This window comes from Chitinophaga sedimenti (genome assembly GCF_023156195.1).
Classification (GTDB): Bacteria; Bacteroidota; Bacteroidia; order Chitinophagales; family Chitinophagaceae; genus Chitinophaga; species Chitinophaga sedimenti.
On record NZ_JAKUKA010000001.1, the window covers coordinates 6149854 to 6172035 of the forward strand.

A 22182-nucleotide genomic window follows, 5' to 3' on the forward strand; every position below is an offset into this window, starting at 1 on the left:
GTAGATGGTAGAACAGTTTGTGTCATGCGTTATTTAAAACCGGGCCGATATGGCGCCGAGACTCTGGCGGTATTCTGTAATCAATCTGTCAATAATTTCCTTTACACTTGTAATGTCTTCGACAAAAGCCACGCTTTGCCCCGCACTCCACAATTGATGATAGGAGCCGGGTTTCACGGCTTTTTCCAGTCCCTTCATACCCCGCACCTGTACGAGCATCTTGAAATACTTGCGGGTACGGGGTTCTTCGATAAATAGCGTTCGAACCAGTTTTGCTTATAACCCATCTTTTGGGCCACGGGCGTGTTGATGATATTGCAGGGCGTGCCGGAAATACGTTCCGTAAGCACAATGTCTTCCATCCCGTAGTCGACGATCGCATTTTTATATTCGTTGCTGACGGTTGCCTCCGTGCTGGCGATGAAGCGGGTACCGATAGATACACCCGCCGCACCCAGTACCATAGCGCTGGCCATTTGCTGCCCGGTAGCGATGCCGCCGGCGGCGATCACCATCTTATCGGGGAACGCGCGCTGCAACATGGGTACCAGCACGTGCATAGGATAGGGGCCCGCGTGGCCGCCCGCCCCCGAAGATACCGCGATGAAACCGTCGCATCCCATATCCGCGGCCTTTTGGGCATGCACCAGGTTGGTTACGTCGCATAAAACCGTGGCGCCGTAGGTGCGTGCTGCGTCGATCACCGGTTTCGGATTCCCGAGGGAGGTGATGTACAGGGGCACCTTTGCAGCTGTACAAACTGCCGGTGTTGCTGGAACAAGGGATTCGTTTTTTGTACAATGATGTTTACACCATAGGTACCGCCGGGATGTTGCGCCAGGTGTTGGTTCAGGCGTGCCAGTACTGCTGCCAGTTCGCCTTCCTTCCGGAAGTTGAGGGTGGGGAAGGTGGCAGCTACCCCGCAGGCTATCCCGGCTTTGGTCATGGCCTCATTGCTCACCAGGAACATGGGCGCCATGATTAGCGGATGCTGTATGTTCAGTTTCGCGGTTAGTTGGGTTTGCATATATATATGACGTTGCGGCTATTTCCGTACTTCCAGCTGCCGGGCAACATATTTGCCCAGGATGTCGAATTCCAGGTTCACGATATCGGAAACTTCCGGGTGCTGCATATTGGTGTGTTCGTAAGTATAGGGAATGATGGCTACGGAGAACTCACTTTCCGTAACATCAAACACCGTAAGACTGATACCGTTGAGACAGATGGAACCCTTTTCGACCATTAATCCGGCGAAAGCGTCGGGGTATCCGATGCGGTACAGCCAGCTGCCGTTTTGTGCTGTTACGGCCAGGCAGGAGCCGGTGCCATCAACATGGCCCTGTACAATGTGCCCGTCTATCCGCTGGTTCAGGACCATGGCGCGCTCCAGGTTTACCTGGTGGCCCACCTTCAGCAGGGCGAGGTTTGTTTTCTGCAGCGTTTCCTTAACAGCAATGATGGTATAGGCATCTGCTGTTACCGAAGTTACCGTAAGGCACACCCCGTTATGCGACACGCTCTGATCTATCTTTAACTCGGTGGCCAGCGTGCTCTGGATGGTAAATTCCAGGTTGTCTCCCTGTTTGTCGATCGCCGTTACTTGTCCTAATGTTTCTATAATACCGGTAAACATATGCCGTGATAGCTTAAATTTGTCCACGAATTTCGGATATAATTTCAATTAATGCAGCCGTGGGCGGGCGGACAGGCGAGGGGGAAGGAGGTGAGAATATTTTTTTAAGACGTTTTGTGAATATTGAAATTAATCCTATCTTTGCCATCCTTAAAAACACAAAATTGGAGTAATTTATGTTAATTATCGATAGCAAAGACTGCGAAAACATAGACAAAGCGCTTAAAAAGTACAAGAAGAAATTTGAGAAAGCCCGTGTTCTGCTGCAACTCAGAACTCGTCAGTCTTTCACGAAGCCGTCTGTGAAACGTCGCAACGAAATGCTGAAAGCTGTATACAAACAACAGCTTGCAAGCGGTAAATTTGACGTTTAATCAGAACTGATTCACTTCTTATATAGAAATTGATGATTGTAAGGTTTTTATAACTTTGCAGTCATCAATTTTTTTGTGTTGACCGGATCATATTCATCTTACACCGAATCCTTTCTTTCCTGGCTGGCGCTGGAGAAGCGGTATTCTCCTCATACCGTTACCGCTTACGAAGAAGATCTTCGCCAGTTTTTCACTTTCCTGGAACAAACGTACGGTAACATACCCCTCACCGACATTCACCACAGCTATATCCGCTCGTGGCTGGCCGGCGCTATACAGGGCCGCGAAGGCAAGCCCGCGTCGGCGCGTACCGTAACCCGTAAAATATCTTCCCTTAAATCATTTTTCAAGTTTGCACTAAAGCAGCAGTGGGTGCGGCAGAGTGTGATGGTAAAAATTACTGCGCCGAAAGTCAACAAAAGGCTGCCCCTTTTTGTAGAGGAAAGAGGTATGCAGGCCATTGCGCAGGAAGGCACTACAGCGGCGCCGCTATTTACACCCGACCTGGAGGGAGATATGTGCCGGTTGATGATTGATATATTGTACCAGACGGGCATCCGGTTATCGGAGCTCATTTCACTGAAAGACAGGCAGGTAGATGCGTACCAGCGAACCATTAAAGTGCTTGGTAAAGGCAATAAGGAGCGGATCATTCCGATCAGCCCGCAGTTGCTGGAGCGGGTAAAAGCCTACCGCGAACGTAAGGCGCGGGAGCTGGAAACGTACGACAGTGATGTTTTACTCGTAAATGCGAAAGGAAAGAAGTTATACCCGAAGTATGTTTACAATGTAGTTAAAGCGGTTTTAAGCCAGGTTACCACGATTGAAAAGCGGAGTCCTCACATTTTACGTCACACGTTCGCCACTCACCTCACCAATGCCGGCGCCGACCTGAACGCGGTAAAGGAGCTGCTGGGGCATAGTAGCCTGGCCGCAACGCAGGTGTATACCCACAATACTATCGATCGATTAAAGGAGATACACAGCAAGGCACATCCCAAGGCATAGATAAATAGCGTAAACCTTTACTGACGTCGGTCAATAAAAGACTGGTCTGCTTCAGTAACTGCTGATTCCTATCAGTTTTAACAAAATATTTTACCTAAAAGGTGCGAATGATATCAAAGTTTCATAAATTAGTAATGAAGTTCTTTTGATAAAAAATACGCCTATGATATGAGCACTACACACTCGTAATTAGATTTTTAAATATTTTAAAAAAAAGTGCTATGAATCTTCAAATCCAAACAGTGCGTTTCGATGCTGACGCAAAACTTGTAGATCATGTGAATAAGAAAGTACAGAAATTAGCCACCTTTTACGACCGTATAGTTAGTGTGGAGGTTTACCTGAAACTGGATAATATAGCGCACCAGATCAAGGATAAGATTGCAGAAATTAAAGTGCATGTTCCCCGTCATGATTTCTTTGTAAAACACGAGTCTAAATCATTTGAAGAATCGTTCGATCTCGCCTTTGCTTCTCTCGTTAATCAGTTGAAAAAACAAAAAGAGAAGAATTTTCATTAATTCCTGAAAAATATTTTGAAGTTAAAAATCACTTTACTACCTTTGCCATCCCATCCGAAAAAGGGGTGGGTAAAGGTAGTAAAGTTCTTTGCTGTAGGGCGTTTTAGCCGAAATTATCGGACTAAAACAAGCGCAAAAAAAGTAAAAAAATATTTGTTTCTTAACGAGATTAACTTTTACTTTGCGCTCTCTTTCAGAAACAAAGTATTACACTTTGCATCTTTTAGAAATAAGATTAAAATGAGACTGCCAGCATAGCTCAGTTGGCCAGAGCTACTGATTTGTAATCAGTGGGTCGGGGGTTCGAATCCCTCTGCTGGCTCATTAATTTTCCGGGTAAGGGCACTGCTTGAAGAAACAGGGTTGATAGACGGGGAGATAACGAGTAACAAGGTTAAGATTTTAGGGGCAGGTTCCAGAGCGGCCAAATGGGGCGGACTGTAAATCCGCTGTCTTTCGACTTCAGAGGTTCGAATCCTCTCCTGCCCACATCTGCTTTTTGTTCCGCTTTTGTCAACAGGGGCGGAACTTACTTGTGTAACGAATTGTTCTTTGTACATGTTTATAAGTTTACGGATGTAAACAAAATAAACGAAACATGCGGGAGTAGCTCAGTTGGTAGAGCGACAGCCTTCCAAGCTGTAGGTCGCGGGTTCGAACCTCGTCTCCCGCTCTGTAAGAATTTGGAATGCGGGTTTGGATGAGTGTTATCAGTTATTGCATTAAGCTTCCTTTTCATGCTGTTGTAGCTCAGGGGTAGAGCACTTCCTTGGTAAGGAAGAGGTCGTGAGTTCAATTCTCATCAACAGCTCATTTTGTCTATAGGTTAGTCGGAAAACGGTTACAATAAATAAATCATTCTCCTTCTCTATTAAGACTTTAACTAAGCGGTTGTAGCTCAATGGAAGAGCAGAAAGGGGGAAGAGCCCTCTTTAGGTCGTGAGTTCAATTCTCACCAGGCGCTCAAGTTTGTAAAACAGTTTCAAAACAACTATCAATACAATCTTTACAAACCATCTTAAAAAGAAAATACAATGGCAAAAGAAACCTTTAAGCGGGATAAACCCCACGTAAACATTGGTACCATCGGCCACGTGGACCACGGTAAAACTACCTTGACTGCTGCCATTACCACGATTCTGGCAAACAGAGGCCTGGCTGAGAAGAAAGGCTATGACGAGATCGACGCGGCTCCTGAAGAAAAAGAAAGAGGTATTACCATCAATACAGCACACGTAGAGTACCAGACTGCAAACCGTCACTACGCTCACGTTGACTGTCCGGGCCACGCTGACTATGTGAAAAACATGATCACCGGTGCTGCACAAATGGACGGTGCTATCCTCGTGGTAGCAGCTACAGATGGTCCTATGCCACAGACTCGCGAGCACATCCTGCTGGCCCGTCAGGTAGGTGTACCCCGTATCGTTGTTTTCATGAACAAAGTTGACCTGGTAGACGACGCTGAACTGCTGGAACTGGTTGAGATCGAGATCCGTGACCTGCTGACTAAAAACGGCTTTGACGGTGACAACACCCCGATCATCAAAGGTTCTGCAACAGGCGCACTGGCTGGCGATGACAAATGGCTGGCTGCAATCGACGAACTGATGGAAGCTGTAGATACTTACATTCCGCTGCCTCCCCGTCCAGTTGATCTGCCGTTCCTGATGTCTGTAGAAGACGTATTCTCGATCACTGGTCGTGGTACTGTAGCTACAGGTCGTATCGAGCGCGGTCGTATCAAAGTTGGCGAAAACGTTGAGATCGTAGGTCTGGCTGAAGAAGCACTGAAATCTACTTGTACTGGCGTTGAGATGTTCAAAAAACTGCTCGATCAGGGTGAAGCTGGTGACAACGCCGGTATCCTGCTCCGTGGTATTGAGAAAACTCAGATCCGTCGTGGTCAGGTTATCTGCGCACCGGGTTCTATCACTCCGCACACTGAATTCAAATGTGAAGTATACGTACTGAGCAAAGATGAAGGTGGCCGTCACACTCCATTCTTCAACAAATACCGTCCTCAGTTCTACTTCCGTACAACTGACGTAACTGGTGAAGTTGTTCTGGGTGAAGGTGTTGAAATGGTTATGCCTGGTGATAACGTATCTCTCACTGTAAAACTGATTCAGCCTATCGCAATGGAGAAAGGTCTGAAATTCGCTATCCGCGAAGGTGGTCGTACAGTAGGTGCTGGTCAGGTTACTGAAATCATCAAATAATCAACCTTTTCTGCTCTTACAAGAAGAGACTGACAGAAAAAGTTTGAAAAATATAGTTGCAAAGTACTTTAGTATTCATACTTTGAGTACTTTGCAACTTTCTACGGGCATAGTTCAATGGTAGAATAGAGGTCTCCAAAACCTTTGATCAGGGTTCGAATCCTTGTGCCCGTGCAACCTAACGGAATTGTAGATAAAACAAAATTTATCCGGCAATGAACAAAATCAGAACTTATTTCCGCGAATCGTATCATGAGCTGGTACACAAGGTGTCCTGGCCTACCTGGCAGGAACTGCAGTCATCTACGATGATCGTACTCATTGCTACAATTCTTATTACTTTATTAGTTTGGGGTATGGACAGTGCTGCGCACGTTGTACTCACCCAGTACTATAAATTATTCTAAAAATGGATGCAGTAAATACCCCTTCTTCCCCGGAAACAAAATGGTACGTGCTGCGTGTAGTTAGTGGCAAAGAAAAAAAGGTAAAAGAATATCTGGATATCGAAGTACGCCGGTCTGACTGGGGCAACGTTATCTCACAGATTTTCCTTCCCGTTGAAAAGGTTTACAAAGTGCAGGCTGGTAAAAAGGTGATGCGCGAAAAGAACTTCTACCCGGGTTATGTCATGATCGAAGCGATAGACGGCAAAATGACCGATGAGGTAATTCAGTCGATCCGCAACGTTTCCGGTGTTATTCACTTCCTGGGTAAAGAAAAACCCATCGCATTGCGTAAATCGGAAGTCAATAAAATGCTTGGTAAAGTAGATGAACTGTCCGACCAGGGGCTGACCATGAGCGAACCTTTCATCGTAGGCGAAACGATCAAAATCATCGACGGCCCGTTCAACGATTTCAACGGTGTTATCGAAGAGGTGATCGAAGACAAGAAGAAACTGAAAGTAACAGTAAAGATCTTCGGTCGTGCTACACCAGTAGAGCTGAACTTCATGCAAGTAGAAAAGATTGCTTAACTTTTTTTGAGATATGTTTGGAGGGCTGTCCGCAAGGATGGCCCTTTTGTTTTATTGAGAATTTTAGTTGCATTGAATGTTGTAAATTCGGATATGATTACAAAAGCGAGTTATGAACGAATAATGAAGGCGCTGGAGGAGCAACGGAAGTTGATCCGGAAGTCGCCTGAGTATAGACGGCAATTGCTTGAGGAACTTGGTATTGCCGATCTGTTTTACGATGATGCGCCTGCACCAAAAAAGAAGAACACAAAAAAACGTTAACCCGTTAGTAAGAAAGCCTAGCCCCTTCTCCTGCTCCGGACCATTAAAGTTTGTTAATGGCTATGCTTTATTCTGCAGATCCCGGATTAATACTCGGTTTTCATGGATGTGATGCACGCGTGATGCGGGCGGTCGCATTGCGCAACATACAGCTCCGATCCAGCAGCAATGACTGGGATTGGCTGGGACATGGTATCTACTTTTGGCAGAACAATTATGAGCGGGCGTTGGATTATGCCCGCCACCCACCCCCAGGTGTAAGTGTTCATGAACCAGCCGCAATAGGTGCAGTGATTAGTCTGGGACATTGTCTCGATTTGTCGGACAAACGATGGATAGACCTCGTCAGGGATTCTTATAATAATCTGCGCACCGAAAAGCGCGATGCAGGAGCGCATTTACCTGTTAACCTGAATCCTCGGGGATCACGCTGGCAAAGCGACAGGATTATCCGCCGCCTCGACTGCGCCGTCATCAGTAACATCCACCGCCTGATATCGCTGGCCGGCGAACAACCCTTCGACTCCGTCCGCGGCATCTTTCATGAAGGTCGCCGCCTGTACAAAGGTGCTGGCTTTCACGACAAAACCCACGTACAGTTATGCATCCGAAATCCTAATTGTATTAAAGGCTATTTTGTACCACGCGAAGAAGAACCCTGGTCGCCACCATAATTCAGTTAACTGCTCATTTTCAGGCAGATAGCAAAATTTTACTTATTTTAGTATAAATTATTGCTTACCCCAAAACGCTTTTATGCTAACCCCGGTATCCTTCATGCGGAAGCGGAGCGCCATTGTGTTGATGGTGATTTTGTGTATCCTGGGCGCCGCATTTTCCATCTATTATTTCCACTACGTGCCTGGAAACAGGCAACGGTTACACCGCTATGGGTTTACCACACTGGAACGTATCAGTGAAAATATCATAGCGCGTAATAAAGACCTGGCGCAGTTATTCAGCAATGAGCGGCTTGTTACGCGTGCACTCGCGAATATTGGCGGAGAGTGTGTGGCAGACAATACAACAACGCCCGGACTTACAGCAGACCATCGCTTTAGCTACCGACGTGATAAAGATAGTTTGTGCAAAGTGAATACAAAGGCGGTATTGTCGCCCATTCTCAGCTTCCGGCACGAGTTGTTTAGTCACTACCTGCTGTTGTATAAAACAGGCAGCAGTACTACGCTGGCCTATGCAGATGATGGGCTGGGCGCCGATGCACAGGTGGCGGCGGATAGTCTCGGGGCATTAACCAACAGGCATCCGTTTGCCCAGATCTCCACGGTATCACTGAACGGCGAAACCTATCAACTGTTTACGCATCCCTTTTTACTCGGCGAGCAGCAAATGGTGTTATGTGGATTGGTGCCCAACAGCAATTACGACAGCCGCCTGCGCGATATCCCCATATCATTTATATACCCGTTGGTAATCTTATTGATTTTCGTGCTGATCTGCCTGCCCTTTGCCCGCGTGTACCTCATTGGCCGCGGCGAGCGTACCGGGTTTGGCGACGCACTCGGCATCGCGGTATCTGTATTCATCGGGATGGCACTCACCGCCACCATCGTTATACAGGTGCTGTTACTGTCCAGCGGCAACCAGCGCGCGGAAGCACAAATGGCTACACTGTCGGACAGTATTAAACATGACTTCCATGCAGAATTGCAGTTGATGTATAATAAGCTAAAGGCGATCGACCAGTTGCCGGATTCGCTGTTGCGGAGCCAGCGCGGTACGGCGCCTTACACGATTACCGTGGCAAACAAGGGAACACTCCGCCATTACCGCGATCCGTTGCCCGGCTTTTTTAATTACGACCGGGTATTCTGGGGCGACAGGGAAGGACGGCAGGCGATTTTTGCGAACAGTGGTTGGGGAGCAAATGTGTCGTCTAATGTAAATCTGAACGACCGGCAATACTATCGCTACTTCCGTTTACGGGAACCTTCATCTGAAGAAGCCGACTTTTGGGTAGAAACCGTGAACAGCTGGGCGCTGGGCGACTTCCGTCTGAACATGGCTATACGCAGCAGGCGCCCGGATATGGTTACCGCCGTAATGTCATCACGCATGTACTCAGTTACCAATGTGATCATGCCACCCGGTTACCAGTTCTGCCTGATCAATGCGGAAGGGGATGTGATCCTCCATTCGCAGGAGGCCCGCAGCCTGAAGGAAAATATCCTGGAAGAATCGGGCAACAGCCGTGAACTGCGGGAAGCCATCTCCAGCCGGCAGAACGCGAAGATCCGCAACATACAATGTTATGGTGCTAATCATACCTTGTTCATTCATGCGCTCAGCGGACTCCCTTACTATCTCGTTATTTTGCACGACAGCAATTATATAGTACCACTGAACATGCGCATCCTGCTATTCGCGCTGATGTTTACCACTTTGTTATGTGCGTTCATCCTCGGTATGCTGTTCTTATTGCGTTCAGGTACCCTGCGTATTTCCTGGCTGTTCCCGGTGATGCGGTATTTCTCATGGGCAGTGCCGCGGCCCTCCATGTTGCGGTTGTACGATTTCGGGAGCATTTTCCTGCTGATTTATATGCTGCTGTTATTGTTCCCGAATATTCATTCCGATCCCGGCCGGCAGTTCAGTAATGACCACACCACGTTAGTGCTGGTGATGCTGGCGCCCATCAATGCCATGCTGGTACTGCACGTGTACCGGCTGCGTTACTGGAGCCGGAGAGCCGCTGTCCCGGCGAACGCCGCCGCCGCCGCCGTTATATTTTATGGCCGCTGGTTCTTGGTGTCCTGTGTGCATGCATGATGGTGCGTCTGACCGGTTTGCCCGGCGGCGTACCTGCAGGGCGGGTGGGCCTGTACCAGCTCGGGATCAGCTTATTGATGTTATGGCTGTGGAAAGACCGGTTAAAGAAAAACTGGGTGGAAAACCCGGAAGCGCATGTCATCAAAAGGGCGCCAGCCTCCTGGCTATACCGTTACTCCATGTTTGTGATGCTGCTCGCGCTGTTCTTTTCCGCTATGCCGGTGAGCATTTTCACCTGGTTTGCACATAGCCATGAATTAACGCAGGCGGTAAAAAAACAGCAGTTGTTTATGGCAAAACGATTTAACGAACGTCTGCCTGCCGTGATGGAGCAGGTTAAAAATACGTATAACGGCCGCCTGGATACGATTAACAGGGCGTACAACAGCTGGTTATACCGGCAAGGCATATACGGTGTTTGTGAAGATCAGTTTACCGGGGTGAGGCTATCGCCCGGGCAGGTAAAAAAATGCTAGGCCGCGGCAGCGCTACCGTATTGAACCGGCGTATCTCGCAGGACTTTTACCTTTCAGTAGCCGATCTGCTCAGTTCCGCTTATTACGATCCGATCAAGTTTCCCGCGCTGAAGGCGGAGTCGTCCGATGGGGCCTGGTTCTGGCTGATGGACGATAAACAGCGGCGTATCGATTTCTATATGAAGGAAAAGCCCGTTATTGCCGATTCCACCACGGCCAGCCGTATGCTGTACATCAATTCCACGCCGGGGCCTCGTTACTATGTGATCGGCCGGCAGGGTCCCGCGCTGATACTTATCCTGATCGTACTTTGTATACTGGGCGGTATGTTCAGCCTGTTCAGCAGCACGGTGTCACGCCTTTTCCTTTTGCGCTTTATCAGGGTGGAGGATTTTAAGGCCAGTAACAGCCTGGCCGAAAACCCCAACATCTATAAAATGGAGAAAGAAGTGCTGGACGAGCTGGAAGCGCGCCGTGGCGAGTTTGAGGCCGACTGGGAACTGTGCTCCCGTGAAGAATGCCTGGTGCTGATGGATTTGGCGCATGACGGATTGGTGAATTACAACAATACCCGCGAGTTGAAATCGCTGATAGCGAGGCAACTGGTTATATATGAAGATGAGCAGTTCATGATCGTCGACTATGCGTTCCGCCGCTTCCTGGTGGAAAAGCGCCGTGCGGGAGAAGAAGCTGCGTTGCGCAAGAAAGTGAAATCCACCAGCGTATGGGAAGCGCTGCGCACGCCGCTGCTGATTACCGTGATGGCCATTGCCATTTTTATATTCCTGACGCAGGACGAAGTATCGCGCAAGATCGGTGCACTGATAACAACGGCGAGCACGGCGCTACCGTTACTTACGCGCTTATTATGGGCGCGCGCGGATAAGCCGGCGGGGGATGCGTGAAAAAAAAGGAGATGATACCCTTCAGCGGCGGAATGGGTATTAAACCAAGCGCGTACTTGGAAAATGTTGGGTATTTCCGTAAATTTGCAATGCTATTGTAAAAATCCACCCATTTAGCAAAAAGGATGCCGGGACACAAAATCTTTTTGTGAATTTATTAAATATACCTACCTTTGCATCCCCGTAAAAGGTCTTTTGAAGACTTTTTCGACTTGGGAGTGGCCGTTAAAAGCCACGTTTTCACCAAATTAAAACTCAAATAATGGCAAAAGAGATCGCAACGTACGTGAAATTGCAGGTTAAAGGCGGCCAGGCCAACCCTGCACCTCCGATTGGTCCTGCATTAGGTTCCAAAGGTGTGAACATCATGGAGTTCTGCAAACAGTTCAATGCCCGCACCCAGGATAAAATGGGTAAAGTGTTGCCTGTTGTGCTGACTGTTTACACTGACAAATCTTTCGACTTCGTAATCAAAACTCCTCCGGCTGCCGTACAGCTGCTGGAAGTCGCCAAAATTCAGTCTGGTTCTAAAGAACCTAACCGTAGCAAGGTGGGCAAAGTTTCTGGACTAACATCGAAGCTATTGCAAAAGACAAAATGCCCGATCTGAACTGCTTCACACTGGAAAGCGCTATGAAAATGGTAGCTGGTACAGCTCGCAGCATGGGTATCACTGTTGATGGTAAAGCTCCCTGGGAGAACTAATTGTCTAATCCTTTAAAAAACAGAAAAAATGGCAACGAAGAAAAGAAAGATTGCTGACGCGAAGGTGGACAAAAACAAACAATACAGCCTGAAAGAAGCTGCCACCCTTGTTAAAGACATCAACACTACTAAATTCGACAGCTCTGTCGATTTACATATCCGCTTAGGCGTTGATCCTAAGAAAGCTGACCAGGCTATCCGTGGTTCCGTAACGCTTCCCCACGGTACTGGTAAAACCAAACGCGTACTGGTACTGTGTACTCCTGACAAGGAGGCCGATGCTAAAGGCGCTGGTGCAGATTTCGTAGGTCTGGATGAGTTTATTTCCAAAATCGAGTCTGGCTGGACCGATGTAGACGTTATCGTTGCTACACCGTCTGTAATGCCTAAGATCGGTAAACTGGGTAAAATTCTCGGTCCCCGCAACCTGATGCCGAACCCTAAAACAGGTACTGTAACGAACGATGTTGCAGCTGCTGTTAACGAGGTTAAAGGCGGTAAAATCACCTTTAAAGTGGATAAAGCTGGTATCATTCACGCTTCTATCGGTCGTGTTTCCTTCACTGCAGAGAAAATCGAGCAGAACTCACAGGAACTGATCAACGCGCTGATCCGCCTGAAACCTTCTACTGCTAAAGGTACTTACCTGAAAGGTTTGTCCATGGCTGCTACAATGAGCCCTGGTATTGCAATTGACACTAAATCTGTTCAAAACTAATTGATTAGGTCAGTATCGGAACGAGCGCTGGAAACAGTAGAGTAGGACCGACGATCATCAATACCAAACAAAAAGCTATGAACAAAGAACAAAAAAATGATGTGATCGAGCTGCTGAAAAGCAAGTTCACTCAATATAACAACTTCTACATCACCAATACCGAGTCGCTGAGCGTTGAGCAGATCAACAACCTGCGCAGGACTTGTTTCGACAAACAGGTGGAAATGAAGGTGGCTAAAAACACCCTCATTAAGAAAGCCCCGGAGTCACTGGACAGCGAAAAATACACTGGCGTTTACGAAGCGCTGCATGGTGTAACTGCCCTGATGTTCTCTGACAGCCCGAAAGAGCCTGCATTGATCATCTCTGCATTCCGCAAAGCAAATGCTAAACTGGAAAAACCTGTACTGAAAGCTGCATTCGTAGCTGACGAGGTTTACCTGGGCGACAACCAGCTGGTGGCGCTGACCAACATCAAAACCAAGAACGAGCTCATTGGCGAAGTACTGGGTCTGTTGCAATCTCCTGCAAAACGCGTTATCGCTGCCCTGCTCGAGAAAGGCAAGAAAGAAGAAGGTGGCGCCGTTGCAGAAGCAGAAGCTCCTGCAGCCGAGTAGTTACCGGGGCCGCGGCCTGATGAGGGCAACGGCTTACAACATTGGCTTCCAAGTCAAAATATAAATTTTCGTTTTTAACAACATTTACAAAACATTACAAAAAATACATAAAATGGCAGACGTAAAATCTTTAGCCGAACAATTAGTAGGCCTGACTGTTAAGGAAGTGCAGGAACTCGCAGACGTTCTGAAGAACGAATATGGTATTGAACCTGCTGCTGCTGCAGTTGTTGTAGCTGCTGGTGGTGGCGACGGCGGTGCTGCTGCTGAAGAAAAAACTTCTTTCAACGTTATCCTGAAAGCTGCTGGTGCTAGCAAACTGAACGTTGTGAAAGTGGTAAAAGATCTGACTGGCCTCGGTCTGAAAGAAGCTAAAGAACTGGTAGACGGTGCTCCGAAAGCAGTTAAAGAAGGCGTAAACAAGGCAGAAGCAGAAGATCTGAAAGCCAAGCTCACAGAAGCTGGTGCTGAAGTAGAAATTCAGTAATTCTTTGCTTAACGAGATACATCTTATAAAGGTCAAAAGTGCTTCTGGCACTTTTGGCCTTATTCCCTTTGGGAATGTGTCTTTTTCGAGGGTCAAAAGGGGGAATTTACACATCGTGAATTGACGTTCGAGGGTTGGAAACACATCTTTGGATGTATTTTGGCAAAGAATCCTTAATTTCCCCTAATCTTACAAGTCATATTAACTGCTAACTACGAATATGTCTCTAAAAAAAAGCCCAAACTAGCGAAAGAGTAAATTTTGGAAAGATCAAACAAGTTGCTGAGACACCGGATCTGTTGGCTATCCAAATCCAATCTTTCAAGGATTTCTTCCAATTAGAAACCACACCAGACAAGCGTAACAACGAAGGCCTTTTCAAAGTATTTAAAGAGAATTTCCCGATTACTGATACCAGAAATATCTTTAACCTGGAGTTCCTTGACTATTTCGTAGATCCTCCGCGTTACACGATCGAAGAGTGTATCGAACGTGGTCTTACATATTCCGTGCCGTTGAAAGCCAAACTGCGTTTGAGCTGTAACGACGAAGAGCACGTGGATTTCCAGACTATCGTACAGGATGTGTTTCTGGGCAATATTCCATACATGACCCCAAGGGGTACCTTCGTGATCAATGGCGCTGAGCGTGTAGTTGTTTCCCAGCTGCATCGTTCTCCTGGTGTATTCTTTGGTCAATCCGTGCATCCTAACGGCACCAAGATCTACTCTGCAAGGGTGATCCCTTTCAAAGGCGCCTGGATGGAGTTTGCGACAGACATCAACAACGTGATGTACGCGTACATCGACCGTAAGAAGAAATTCCCGGTTACCACGTTGCTGAGGGCTATTGGCTACGAAACCGATAAAGACATCCTCCAGCTCTTCGGCATGGCGGATGAGGTGAAGGCAGACAAGAAAAGCCTTGAGAAATATGCCGGCAAAAAGCTGGCTGCCCGTGTGTTGAGAAGCTGGGTAGAAGATTTCGTGGATGAAGACACCGGCGAGGTGGTGAGCATCGAAAGGAATGAAATCATGCTGGAGCGCGATTCCATCTGGACGAAGCCAACATCGAAACCATCGTGGATATGGACGTGAAATCTGTTTTCGTGCAGAAAGAAGAAGTGAGCGGCGATTTCTCCATCATCTACAACACATTAAATAAGGATACATCGAACTCCGAGCTGGAAGCCGTTCAGCACATCTACCGCCAGCTGCGCGGTGCCGATGCGCCGGATGATGAAACAGCAAGGGGCATCATTGATAAATTGTTCTTCTCCGACAAGCGTTATGACCTCGGTGATGTAGGCCGTTATAAGATCAACAGGAAACTGGGTCTGCCTACGCCGCTGGACATGAAAGTGCTGACGAAAGACGACATCATTTCCATCATCAAATACCGGTACAACTCACCAACGGTAAGGCCGAGATCGACGATATCGATCACCTGTCTAACCGCCGGGTACGTACGTGGGCGAACAGCTGTACGCTCAGTTTGGTGTGGGCCTGGCCCGTATGGCGCGTACCATCCGTGAAAGGATGAACGTAAGGGATAACGAGGTGTTTACACCGGTAGACCTGATTAACGCGAGAACACTGTCTTCCGTAATCAACTCCTTCTTCGGTACTTCACAGTTGTCTCAGTTCTGGACCAGACCAACCCGCTGTCGGAAATCACGCACAAACGTCGTATCTCCGCACTCGGACCCGGTGGTCTGAGCCGTGAGCGTGCAGGCTTTGAGGTGCGTGACGTACACTACTCCCACTACGGTCGTTTGTGTACCATCGAAACACCGGAAGGTCCGAACATCGGTCTGATCTCCACCCTGTGCGTACACGCGATGGTAAATGAGATGGGCTTTATCGAAACTCCATACCGCAAGGTAAAAGACGGTAAAGTAGACATGCATAAAGTGGAATACCTGAGCGCCGAGGAAGAGGACAGCGTGAAAATCGCACAGGCCAACGCTCCCCTGGACGAAAAAGGTTTATTCGTAAATGATAAAGTGAAATCCCGCGAAACCGGTGATTTCCCGATCCTCGATAAAGACGAAGTTGAATACATGGACGTTGCTCCGAACCAGATCGTAGGTTTGAGCGCATCCCTGATTCCGTTCCTCGAGCACGATGACGCCAACCGTGCGTTGATGGGATCGAACATGCAACGCCAGGCAGTTCCGCTGATCGCACCGCAGGTGCCGATCGTAGGTACAGGTCTGGAAGCGAAAGCTGCCCGCGACAGCCGTCTGCAGATCACTGCTGAAGGTAAAGGTGTGGTAGAATTCGTAGATGCAAACGAAATTCACGTTCGCTACGAGCGCGACGAGATGCAGAAGCTGGTAAGCTTCGAGGACGATCTGAAGATCTACCGACTCACCAAATTCGTGAAAACGAACCAGAGCACCTGTATCAACTTACGTCCCGCAGTGAAGAAAGGACAGCGCCGGAATTTGGTGACTTCCTGACCGAAGGTTATGCTACCCGTGGTGGTGAGCTGGCCCTGGGCCGTAACCTGAAAGTGGCGTTCATGCCATGGAAGGGGTACAACTTCGAGGATGCGATCGTAATCTCTGAGCGTGTTGCTAAAGAAGACTGGTTTACTTCTATTCATATCGATGAGTATGAACTGGAAGTACGCGATACTAAACTGGGTGAAGAAGAACTGACCCCGGATATCCCGAACGTGAGCGAAGAGGCTACCAAAGACCTCGACCAGAACGGTATCATCCGTGTTGGTGCGCACATTAAAGAAGGTGATATCCTGATCGGTAAAATCACTCCGCGTGGTGAGTCTGATCCTTCTCCGGAAGAAAAACTGTTAAGAGCAATCTTCGGTGATAAAGCTTCCGATGCGAAAGATGCTTCCCTGAAGGCGCCCCCTCTACTGAAGGTGTGGTGATCGACAAGAAACTGTTCTCTCGTGCCAAGAAAGATAAGAACTCTAAAACACGTGAAAAAGCATCGCTGGAAAAACTGGAAAAAGTTCACCAGAAGAACGAAGAAGACCTGATGGAAGTGTTGATGGGTAAACTGTTAACGCTGCTGAAAGATAAAACTTCACAGGGTGTGAGCAACACTTACGGTGAGGTGATCATCTCCAAGGGCTCTAAGTTCTCTCAGAAGAACCTGACCAACATCGATTTCCAGAATGTGCATCCGCTGGGCTGGACAACAGACGACCAGACGAATGAGCAGATCAACATCCTGCTGCATAACTACAATATCAAGTATAACGAAGAGCTGGGCCGTTACAAACGTGAGAAATTCAACATTTCTATCGGTGACGAGTTACCTGCAGGTGTACTGAAACTGGCGAAGGTTTACCTGGCCAGCAAACGTAAACTGAAAGTAGGTGATAAGATGGCGGGCCGCCACGGTAACAAGGGTATTGTTGCGAAAATTGTGCGTGATGAAGACATGCCGTTCCTGGAAGATGGTTCACCGGTAGATATCGTACTGAACCCGCTGGGTGTACCTTCGCGTATGAACCTCGGTCAGATTTACGAAACTGTACTGGGTTGGGCTGGTCAGAAACTGGGTGTGCGTTTCGCTACACCGATTTTCGACGGTGCTACTACCGAGGAAATTGCAGATTACATTACAGAGGCTAAATTGCCTAGCTTCGGCCATACTTACCTGAGCGACGGTGAAACCGGCGAGCGCTTCCACCAGAAGGCTACCGTAGGTATCATCTACATGCTCAAACTGAGCCACATGGTGGACGACAAAATGCACGCCCGTTCAATCGGACCCTACTCTCTCATCACGCAACAGCCGCTGGGTGGTAAAGCCCAATTCGGTGGTCAGCGTTTCGGTGAGATGGAAGTATGGGCACTGGAAGCGTACGGTGCATCCAACATCCTCCAGGAGTTGCTCACTATCAAGTCCGATGACATTGTTGGACGTGCAAAAGCATACGAATCTATCGTTAAAGGCGATAACATTCCGAAAGCCGGCGTACCTGAGTCCTTCAACGTATTGATCCACGAGCTGCGTGGTCTCGGTCTTGATCTGAAATTCGAATAGTTGAATTATAACGGCCGGCGGAAGTAACATTCCGCTGGCTGTCTATATAATCGTTCAACTATTTCTTCCTAGAATTTTCTTTAAATAATATACAATGGCCATTAAGAAAGAAAATCGTCCTAAATCAAATTTTAGCAGCATTACCATTAGTCTCGCTTCCCCGGATACCATCCTGGAGCGTTCTTATGGAGAGGTGCTGAAACCTGAAACCATCAACTACCGTACTTACAAGCCGGAGCGTGATGGTTTGTTCTGTGAGAGGATATTCGGCCCTGTAAAGGATTACGAATGCTATTGCGGAAAGTACAAGCGTATCCGTTATAAAGGCATCGTGTGCGACCGCTGTGGTGTGGAGGTAACCGAGAAGAAAGTACGTCGCGAGCGTATGGGCCACATCCGTCTGGTAGTGCCCGTTGTACATATCTGGTATTTCAAATCACTTCCCAATAAAATCGGCTACCTCCGGGTATGTCATCCAAAAAACTGGAAACGATCGTGTACTATGAAAGGTACGTGATTATCCAGGCGGGTATTAAACAGGAGAAAGGCATGAACTATGGCGATCTGCTGACTGAAGAAGAGTACCGGACATCCCGGATACCCTTCCGAAAGACAACCAGATGTTGCCGGATGAAGATCCGAACAAGTTCATCGCTAAAATGGGTGCTGAAGCTGTAGAAATGATGCTGGCAAGGATCGACCTGGACAGCCTTTCTTACGCACTTCGCAACCAGGCCGCTACTGAAACTTCACAACAGCGTAAAGCTGAAGCCCTGAAACGCCTGAGCGTTGTAGAGGCTTTCCGTGAAGCTAACGTTCGCGTAGAAAACCGTCCTGAGTGGATGGTAATGCAATATATCCCGGTAGTACCGCCTGAACTGCGCCCGCTGGTGCCGTTGGACGGTGGCCGTTTCGCGTCTTCCGACCTGAACGACCTGTACCGCCGCGTAATTATCCGTAACAACCGTCTCAAACGCCTGATCGAGATCAAGGCGCCTGAGGTGATCCTGCGTAACGAAAAACGTATGCTGCAGGAAGCGGTGGATTCCCTGTTCGATAACTCCGGAAATCCAACGCCGTTAAAGCAGAAGGTGGCCGCGCCCTGAAATCCCTCTCAGACGTTCTGAAAGGTAAACAAGGTCGTTTCCGTCAGAACCTGTTGGGTAAACGTGTGGATTATTCCGGTCGTTCCGTAATCGTGGTAGGCCCCGAGCTGAAACTGCACGAATGTGGTCTTCCGAAAGATATGGCGGCTGAACTGTTCAAACCGTTCATCATCCGTAAACTGATCGAAAGGGGTATTGTAAAAACTGTTAAGTCTGCGAAGAAACTGGTTGATAGAAAAGAAGCAGTGGTTTGGGACATCCTGGAGAATGTACTGAAAGGTCATCCGGTGATGCTTAACCGTGCTCCGACCCTGCACCGTTTGTCTATCCAGGCCTTCCAGCCTAAACTGGTAGAAGGTAAAGCGATTCAGCTGCACCCGCTCGTGTGTTCTGCGTTCAACGCGGACTTTGACGGTGACCAGATGGCGGTACACGTGCCATTGAGCAATGCCGCGATCCTGGAAGCACAGTTGCTGATGCTTTCTTCACATAACATTCTTAACCCGCAGAACGGTACGCCGATCACCCTGCCTTCCCAGGACATGGTTCTCGGTCTGTACTACATCTCTAAGGGCAAGAAGAGCACTGCTACCGAAATCGTAAAAGGTGAAGGTAAAGCGTTCTACTCTGCTGAAGAGGTGATCATCGCTCACAACGAAGGCCGTGTAGATTTGCACGCGCACATCAGGGTGAAAGCGGAAGTGAAGAATGATAAAGGTGAACTTGAATTCAAACTGATCGAAACTACTGTTGGCCGCGTACTGTTCAACCAGTTCGTACCAAGAGACGCCGGTTATGTGAACGCGCTGCTGACCAAAAAATCACTGCGTGAGATCATCGGTGACATCATCAAGGCGACCGACATTCCTAAAACTGCGAAATTCCTGGACGATATCAAGCAACTTGGTTTCCGTACAGCGTTCCGTGGTGGTCTGTCGTTCAACATCAATGACCTGATCATCCCAGAGGTGAAACAGCAAATGATCGATGGCGCTTCCGGTGAAGTGGACGAGGTTTGGGACAACTATAACATGGGTCTGATCACGAATAACGAACGTTATAACCAGATTATCGATATCTGGTCCCGTGTGGATACCAAAGTAACAGAAACACTGATCCGTGAACTGGCAAATGATAAACAGGGCTTCAACTCTGTGTACATGATGCTTGACTCTGGTGCACGTGGTTCTAAACAGCAGATCAAACAGCTGGCAGGTTTAAGGGGTCTGATGGCGAAACCGCGTAAGAGTGGATCTACCGGTTCCGAGATCATTGAAAACCCGATCCTGTCCAACTTTAAAGATGGTCTGAACGTATTGGAATACTTCATCTCTACGCACGGTGCCCGTAAGGGTCTTGCGGATACGGCACTGAAAACGGCGGATGCAGGTTACCTGACCCGTCGTCTGGTAGACGTTGCGCAGGACGTGGTAATCACCGAAGAAGATTGTGGCACCCTCCGTGGTATTGCAACTTCTGCGCTGAAAGACAACGAAGAGGTAGTAGAGCCGCTGTACGACCGTATCCTGGGCCGTACTTCCCTGCACGATGTATTCGATCCTCACACTGAGGAGCTGATCATCGCAGGTGGCGAGCAGATCACTGAAGAAGTGGCCAAACGCATCGAAGACAGCACCATTGAAACGGTGGAAATCCGTTCGGTACTGACTTGCGAAAGCCGCAGGGGTGTTTGTGTAAGGTGTTATGGTAAAAACCTGGCAACTGGTTATACTGCACAACGTGGTGATGCTGTAGGTATCATCGCTGCACAGTCGATCGGTGAGCCTGGTACACAGCTGACACTGCGTACCTTCCACGTGGGTGGTGTTGCGGGTTCTACTTCGGTTGAATCTACGCTCACCGCTAAGTTCGATGGTACTATCCAGTTCGATGGTCTGCGTACGACTACTTACGAAAACAATGAAGGCGATAAAGTACAGGTGGTAATCGGCCGTACTGGTGAGCTCAGGATCATGGACGTGAAAAACGACCGCCTGCTGATCACCAACAACATCCCTTATGGTTCTACCCTGGTTGTTAAAGACGGCCAGAAAGTAGCGAAAGGGGATCCGATCTGCTCATGGGACCCGTATAACGCCGTTATCGTTTCCGAAATCGCTGGTAAGATCCGTTTCGAAAGCATCATCGAAGGTATCACCTTCCGTGAAGAAGCTGACGAGCAGACAGGTCACCGCGAGAAAGTGGTTATCGAAACCAAAGACAAAAACAAAATTCCTTCACTCTATGTTGATGGCAACAAAGAAGTGAAATCATACAACCTTCCGGTTGGCTCACACATCGTAATTGAAGAAGCGGAAGCTGTAAAAGCAGGCCAGGTAATCGTTAAGATTCCGCGCGTGCTGGGTAAACTCCGCGACATCACCGGTGGTCTGCCACGTGTAACCGAGCTGTTTGAAGCACGTAACCCGAGCAACCCTGCTATCGTATCTGAGATCGATGGTGTGGTAACCTTTGGTAACATCAAACGTGGTAACCGTGAGATCATCATCGAAAGCCGCGAGCAACATGTGAAGAAATACCTGGTGCCGTTAACACGTCACATCCTGGTACAGGATGGTGACTTTGTGAAAGCTGGTCACCCGTTGTCCGATGGTTCTACCACTCCGGCAGATATCCTCTCAATTAAAGGTCCGTTCGCCGTACAGGAATACACGGTGAACGAGATCCGTGGAGGTTTATCGCTTACAGGGTGTAAAAATCAACGACAAACACATTGAGGTGATCGTTCGTCAGATGATGCGTAAAGTAACCATTGAAGATCCGGGAGATACCCGCTTCCTCGAAGGTGATACTACCGATAAATTTGAATTCTTCGAAGAGAATGACAACATTTTCGATAAGAAAGTAGTAACGGAAGCTGGTGAGTCCGCAAGCCTGAAAGCTGGTCAGATCGTGACCCTGCGCCAGGTTCGTGAAGAAAACTCCCTGCTGCGCCGCGCCGACAAAAAACTGGTAGAATTCCGCGATGCAAATCCGGCTACTTCCAGCCCGCTGTTGCTTGGTATCACCAAAGCATCGCTCGGTACGCACAGCTGGATCTCCGCAGCGTCCTTCCAGGAAACCACCAAAGTACTGTCTTCTGCAGCCATCAACGGCAAAACGGACGACATGCTGGGCCTGAAAGAAAACGTTATTACCGGTCACCTGATTCCTGCCGGTACTGGTCTGCGCGAATTCGAGAACATGATCGTAGGTTCGAAAGAAGAATACGATATCCTGTCCTCTTCGAAAGAAGTGTTCCAGTTCGACGAAGAAGAATAGTGTTTTTTCCGACTCAAACGAGTAATGATAGAGAAGAAAAGGGAAGCGTTCAGCTTCTTTTTTTTAT

The 22182-nt window shown here is 48.2% G+C and carries 28 protein-coding genes, 5 tRNA genes and 1 pseudogene; 30 read left to right on the forward strand and 4 right to left on the reverse strand.

Annotated elements, in window-relative coordinates; all coding sequences use genetic code 11:
- Nucleotides 1-33 precede the first annotated feature (33 nt).
- Genes MKQ70_RS35550 through MKQ70_RS35565 form a run of 4 tightly spaced genes read right to left on the reverse strand, consistent with a single transcriptional unit; the run spans nucleotide 34 to nucleotide 1663 of the window.
- A complete protein-coding gene (locus MKQ70_RS35550) occupies nucleotides 34-219 on the reverse strand; it encodes a hypothetical protein (RefSeq protein WP_248080192.1) in 186 nt (61 codons plus the stop codon).
- Nucleotides 195-743 carry an NAD(P)H-dependent flavin oxidoreductase gene (locus tag MKQ70_RS35555; protein ID WP_248080200.1) on the reverse strand — a complete coding sequence of 183 codons (549 nt, stop codon included), beginning with the start codon at nucleotides 741-743 and terminating at the stop codon, nucleotides 195-197. Before MKQ70_RS35555 ends, MKQ70_RS35550 begins: the two co-directional genes overlap by 25 nt.
- A complete protein-coding gene (locus MKQ70_RS35560) occupies nucleotides 701-1027 on the reverse strand; it encodes a nitronate monooxygenase family protein (RefSeq protein WP_248080202.1) in 327 nt (108 codons plus the stop codon). Before MKQ70_RS35560 ends, MKQ70_RS35555 begins: the two co-directional genes overlap by 43 nt.
- 18 nt (nucleotides 1028-1045) lie before the next feature.
- Entirely contained in the window at nucleotides 1046-1663 is a 618-nt protein-coding gene (locus MKQ70_RS35565) for a riboflavin synthase (protein WP_248080204.1), read from the reverse strand.
- A gap of 149 nt (nucleotides 1664-1812) precedes the next feature.
- On the opposite strand from MKQ70_RS35565, the gene rpsU reads away from it, so the two are divergent.
- The 30 genes and pseudogenes from rpsU (at nucleotide 1813) to MKQ70_RS43665 (ending at nucleotide 22115) form a co-directional block, all read left to right on the forward strand.
- The gene (gene rpsU / locus MKQ70_RS35570; protein ID WP_248080206.1) at nucleotides 1813-2010 is read left to right on the forward strand and encodes a 30S ribosomal protein S21; all 198 of its coding nucleotides are present in this window, start codon (nucleotides 1813-1815) and stop codon (nucleotides 2008-2010) included.
- Nucleotides 2011-2085: 75 nt separating this feature from the next.
- Entirely contained in the window at nucleotides 2086-3018 is a 933-nt protein-coding gene (locus MKQ70_RS35575; RefSeq protein ID WP_248080208.1) for a tyrosine-type recombinase/integrase, read from the forward strand.
- A gap of 221 nt (nucleotides 3019-3239) precedes the next feature.
- Nucleotides 3240-3539 carry an HPF/RaiA family ribosome-associated protein gene (locus tag MKQ70_RS35580; protein WP_248080210.1) on the forward strand — a complete coding sequence of 100 codons (300 nt, stop codon included), beginning with the start codon at nucleotides 3240-3242 and terminating at the stop codon, nucleotides 3537-3539.
- 248 nt (nucleotides 3540-3787) lie between these two features.
- Nucleotides 3788-3861 (forward strand) — tRNA-Thr (locus MKQ70_RS35585).
- Nucleotides 3862-3945: 84 nt separating this feature from the next.
- A tRNA-Tyr gene (locus MKQ70_RS35590) sits at nucleotides 3946-4028 on the forward strand.
- 111 nt (nucleotides 4029-4139) lie between these two features.
- Nucleotides 4140-4212: transfer RNA gene (locus MKQ70_RS35595), tRNA-Gly, on the forward strand.
- 66 nt (nucleotides 4213-4278) lie between these two features.
- Nucleotides 4279-4350: transfer RNA gene (locus MKQ70_RS35600), tRNA-Thr, on the forward strand.
- 223 nt (nucleotides 4351-4573) lie between these two features.
- Nucleotides 4574-5761, forward strand: a complete 1188-nt coding sequence (gene tuf / locus MKQ70_RS35605) for an elongation factor Tu (RefSeq protein WP_248080212.1) — start codon at nucleotides 4574-4576, stop codon at nucleotides 5759-5761.
- A gap of 103 nt (nucleotides 5762-5864) precedes the next feature.
- A tRNA-Trp gene (locus tag MKQ70_RS35610) sits at nucleotides 5865-5935 on the forward strand.
- A 41-nt stretch (nucleotides 5936-5976) separates the two neighbouring features.
- On the forward strand, nucleotides 5977-6168 hold the full coding sequence (gene secE, locus MKQ70_RS35615; protein ID WP_248080214.1) for a preprotein translocase subunit SecE: 192 nt from the start codon (nucleotides 5977-5979) through the stop codon (nucleotides 6166-6168).
- 2 nt (nucleotides 6169-6170) lie between these two features.
- Nucleotides 6171-6740, forward strand: coding sequence for a transcription termination/antitermination protein NusG (nusG, locus tag MKQ70_RS35620; protein WP_248080215.1), 570 nt, complete (start codon nucleotides 6171-6173; stop codon nucleotides 6738-6740).
- Between the two features lie 6 nt (nucleotides 6741-6746).
- Nucleotides 6747-7004, forward strand: a complete 258-nt coding sequence (locus tag MKQ70_RS35625) for a hypothetical protein (RefSeq protein ID WP_248080216.1) — start codon at nucleotides 6747-6749, stop codon at nucleotides 7002-7004.
- Nucleotides 7005-7060: 56 nt separating this feature from the next.
- The gene (locus tag MKQ70_RS35630; protein WP_248080217.1) at nucleotides 7061-7678 is read left to right on the forward strand and encodes a hypothetical protein; all 618 of its coding nucleotides are present in this window, start codon (nucleotides 7061-7063) and stop codon (nucleotides 7676-7678) included.
- An 82-nt stretch (nucleotides 7679-7760) separates the two neighbouring features.
- Entirely contained in the window at nucleotides 7761-9794 is a 2034-nt protein-coding gene (locus MKQ70_RS35635) for a hypothetical protein (RefSeq protein ID WP_248080218.1), read from the forward strand.
- Entirely contained in the window at nucleotides 9791-10270 is a 480-nt protein-coding gene (locus MKQ70_RS35640; RefSeq protein WP_248080220.1) for a hypothetical protein, read from the forward strand. Before MKQ70_RS35635 ends, MKQ70_RS35640 begins: the two co-directional genes overlap by 4 nt.
- Nucleotides 10264-11175, forward strand: a complete 912-nt coding sequence (locus tag MKQ70_RS35645; protein WP_248080222.1) for a hypothetical protein — start codon at nucleotides 10264-10266, stop codon at nucleotides 11173-11175. Before MKQ70_RS35640 ends, MKQ70_RS35645 begins: the two co-directional genes overlap by 7 nt.
- Nucleotides 11176-11437: 262 nt before the next feature.
- A pseudogene (rplK, locus tag MKQ70_RS35650) lies at nucleotides 11438-11880 on the forward strand (50S ribosomal protein L11).
- Between the two features lie 28 nt (nucleotides 11881-11908).
- Complete coding sequence (gene rplA, locus MKQ70_RS35655; protein WP_248080224.1) at nucleotides 11909-12598, forward strand: 50S ribosomal protein L1; 690 nt, start codon at nucleotides 11909-11911, stop codon at nucleotides 12596-12598.
- 77 nt (nucleotides 12599-12675) lie between these two features.
- Nucleotides 12676-13215: a 50S ribosomal protein L10 gene (gene rplJ, locus MKQ70_RS35660; RefSeq protein WP_248080226.1), complete on the forward strand. Its 540-nt coding sequence runs from the start codon at nucleotides 12676-12678 to the stop codon at nucleotides 13213-13215.
- 112 nt (nucleotides 13216-13327) lie between these two features.
- On the forward strand, nucleotides 13328-13702 hold the full coding sequence (gene rplL / locus MKQ70_RS35665; protein WP_248080228.1) for a 50S ribosomal protein L7/L12: 375 nt from the start codon (nucleotides 13328-13330) through the stop codon (nucleotides 13700-13702).
- Between the two features lie 299 nt (nucleotides 13703-14001).
- Nucleotides 14002-14799 carry a DNA-directed RNA polymerase subunit beta family protein gene (locus MKQ70_RS43620; protein WP_248080230.1) on the forward strand — a complete coding sequence of 266 codons (798 nt, stop codon included), beginning with the start codon at nucleotides 14002-14004 and terminating at the stop codon, nucleotides 14797-14799.
- The gene (locus MKQ70_RS43625; protein ID WP_248080232.1) at nucleotides 14790-15236 is read left to right on the forward strand and encodes a hypothetical protein; all 447 of its coding nucleotides are present in this window, start codon (nucleotides 14790-14792) and stop codon (nucleotides 15234-15236) included. The genes MKQ70_RS43620 and MKQ70_RS43625 overlap by 10 nt, the downstream gene beginning before the upstream one ends.
- Entirely contained in the window at nucleotides 15202-15420 is a 219-nt protein-coding gene (locus tag MKQ70_RS43630; protein ID WP_248080234.1) for a hypothetical protein, read from the forward strand. Before MKQ70_RS43625 ends, MKQ70_RS43630 begins: the two co-directional genes overlap by 35 nt.
- Complete coding sequence (locus tag MKQ70_RS43635) at nucleotides 15393-16166, forward strand: RNA polymerDNA-directed RNA polymerase subunit B (protein WP_248081863.1); 774 nt, start codon at nucleotides 15393-15395, stop codon at nucleotides 16164-16166. Before MKQ70_RS43630 ends, MKQ70_RS43635 begins: the two co-directional genes overlap by 28 nt.
- Before the next feature lie 62 nt (nucleotides 16167-16228).
- Nucleotides 16229-16600, forward strand: a complete 372-nt coding sequence (locus MKQ70_RS43640) for a hypothetical protein (RefSeq protein WP_443657872.1) — start codon at nucleotides 16229-16231, stop codon at nucleotides 16598-16600.
- Nucleotides 16594-17727 carry a DNA-directed RNA polymerase subunit beta gene (locus tag MKQ70_RS43645; RefSeq protein WP_443657873.1) on the forward strand — a complete coding sequence of 378 codons (1134 nt, stop codon included), beginning with the start codon at nucleotides 16594-16596 and terminating at the stop codon, nucleotides 17725-17727. Before MKQ70_RS43640 ends, MKQ70_RS43645 begins: the two co-directional genes overlap by 7 nt.
- Before the next feature lie 94 nt (nucleotides 17728-17821).
- A complete protein-coding gene (locus tag MKQ70_RS43650) occupies nucleotides 17822-18244 on the forward strand; it encodes a hypothetical protein (RefSeq protein ID WP_282456966.1) in 423 nt (140 codons plus the stop codon).
- 103 nt (nucleotides 18245-18347) lie between these two features.
- Complete coding sequence (locus MKQ70_RS43655; protein WP_248080236.1) at nucleotides 18348-18833, forward strand: hypothetical protein; 486 nt, start codon at nucleotides 18348-18350, stop codon at nucleotides 18831-18833.
- 17 nt (nucleotides 18834-18850) lie between these two features.
- A complete protein-coding gene (rpoC, locus tag MKQ70_RS43660; RefSeq protein ID WP_308199597.1) occupies nucleotides 18851-21571 on the forward strand; it encodes a DNA-directed RNA polymerase subunit beta' in 2721 nt (906 codons plus the stop codon).
- On the forward strand, nucleotides 21522-22115 hold the full coding sequence (locus tag MKQ70_RS43665; protein ID WP_308199358.1) for a hypothetical protein: 594 nt from the start codon (nucleotides 21522-21524) through the stop codon (nucleotides 22113-22115). The genes rpoC and MKQ70_RS43665 overlap by 50 nt, the downstream gene beginning before the upstream one ends.
- Nucleotides 22116-22182: the final 67 nt, after the last annotated feature.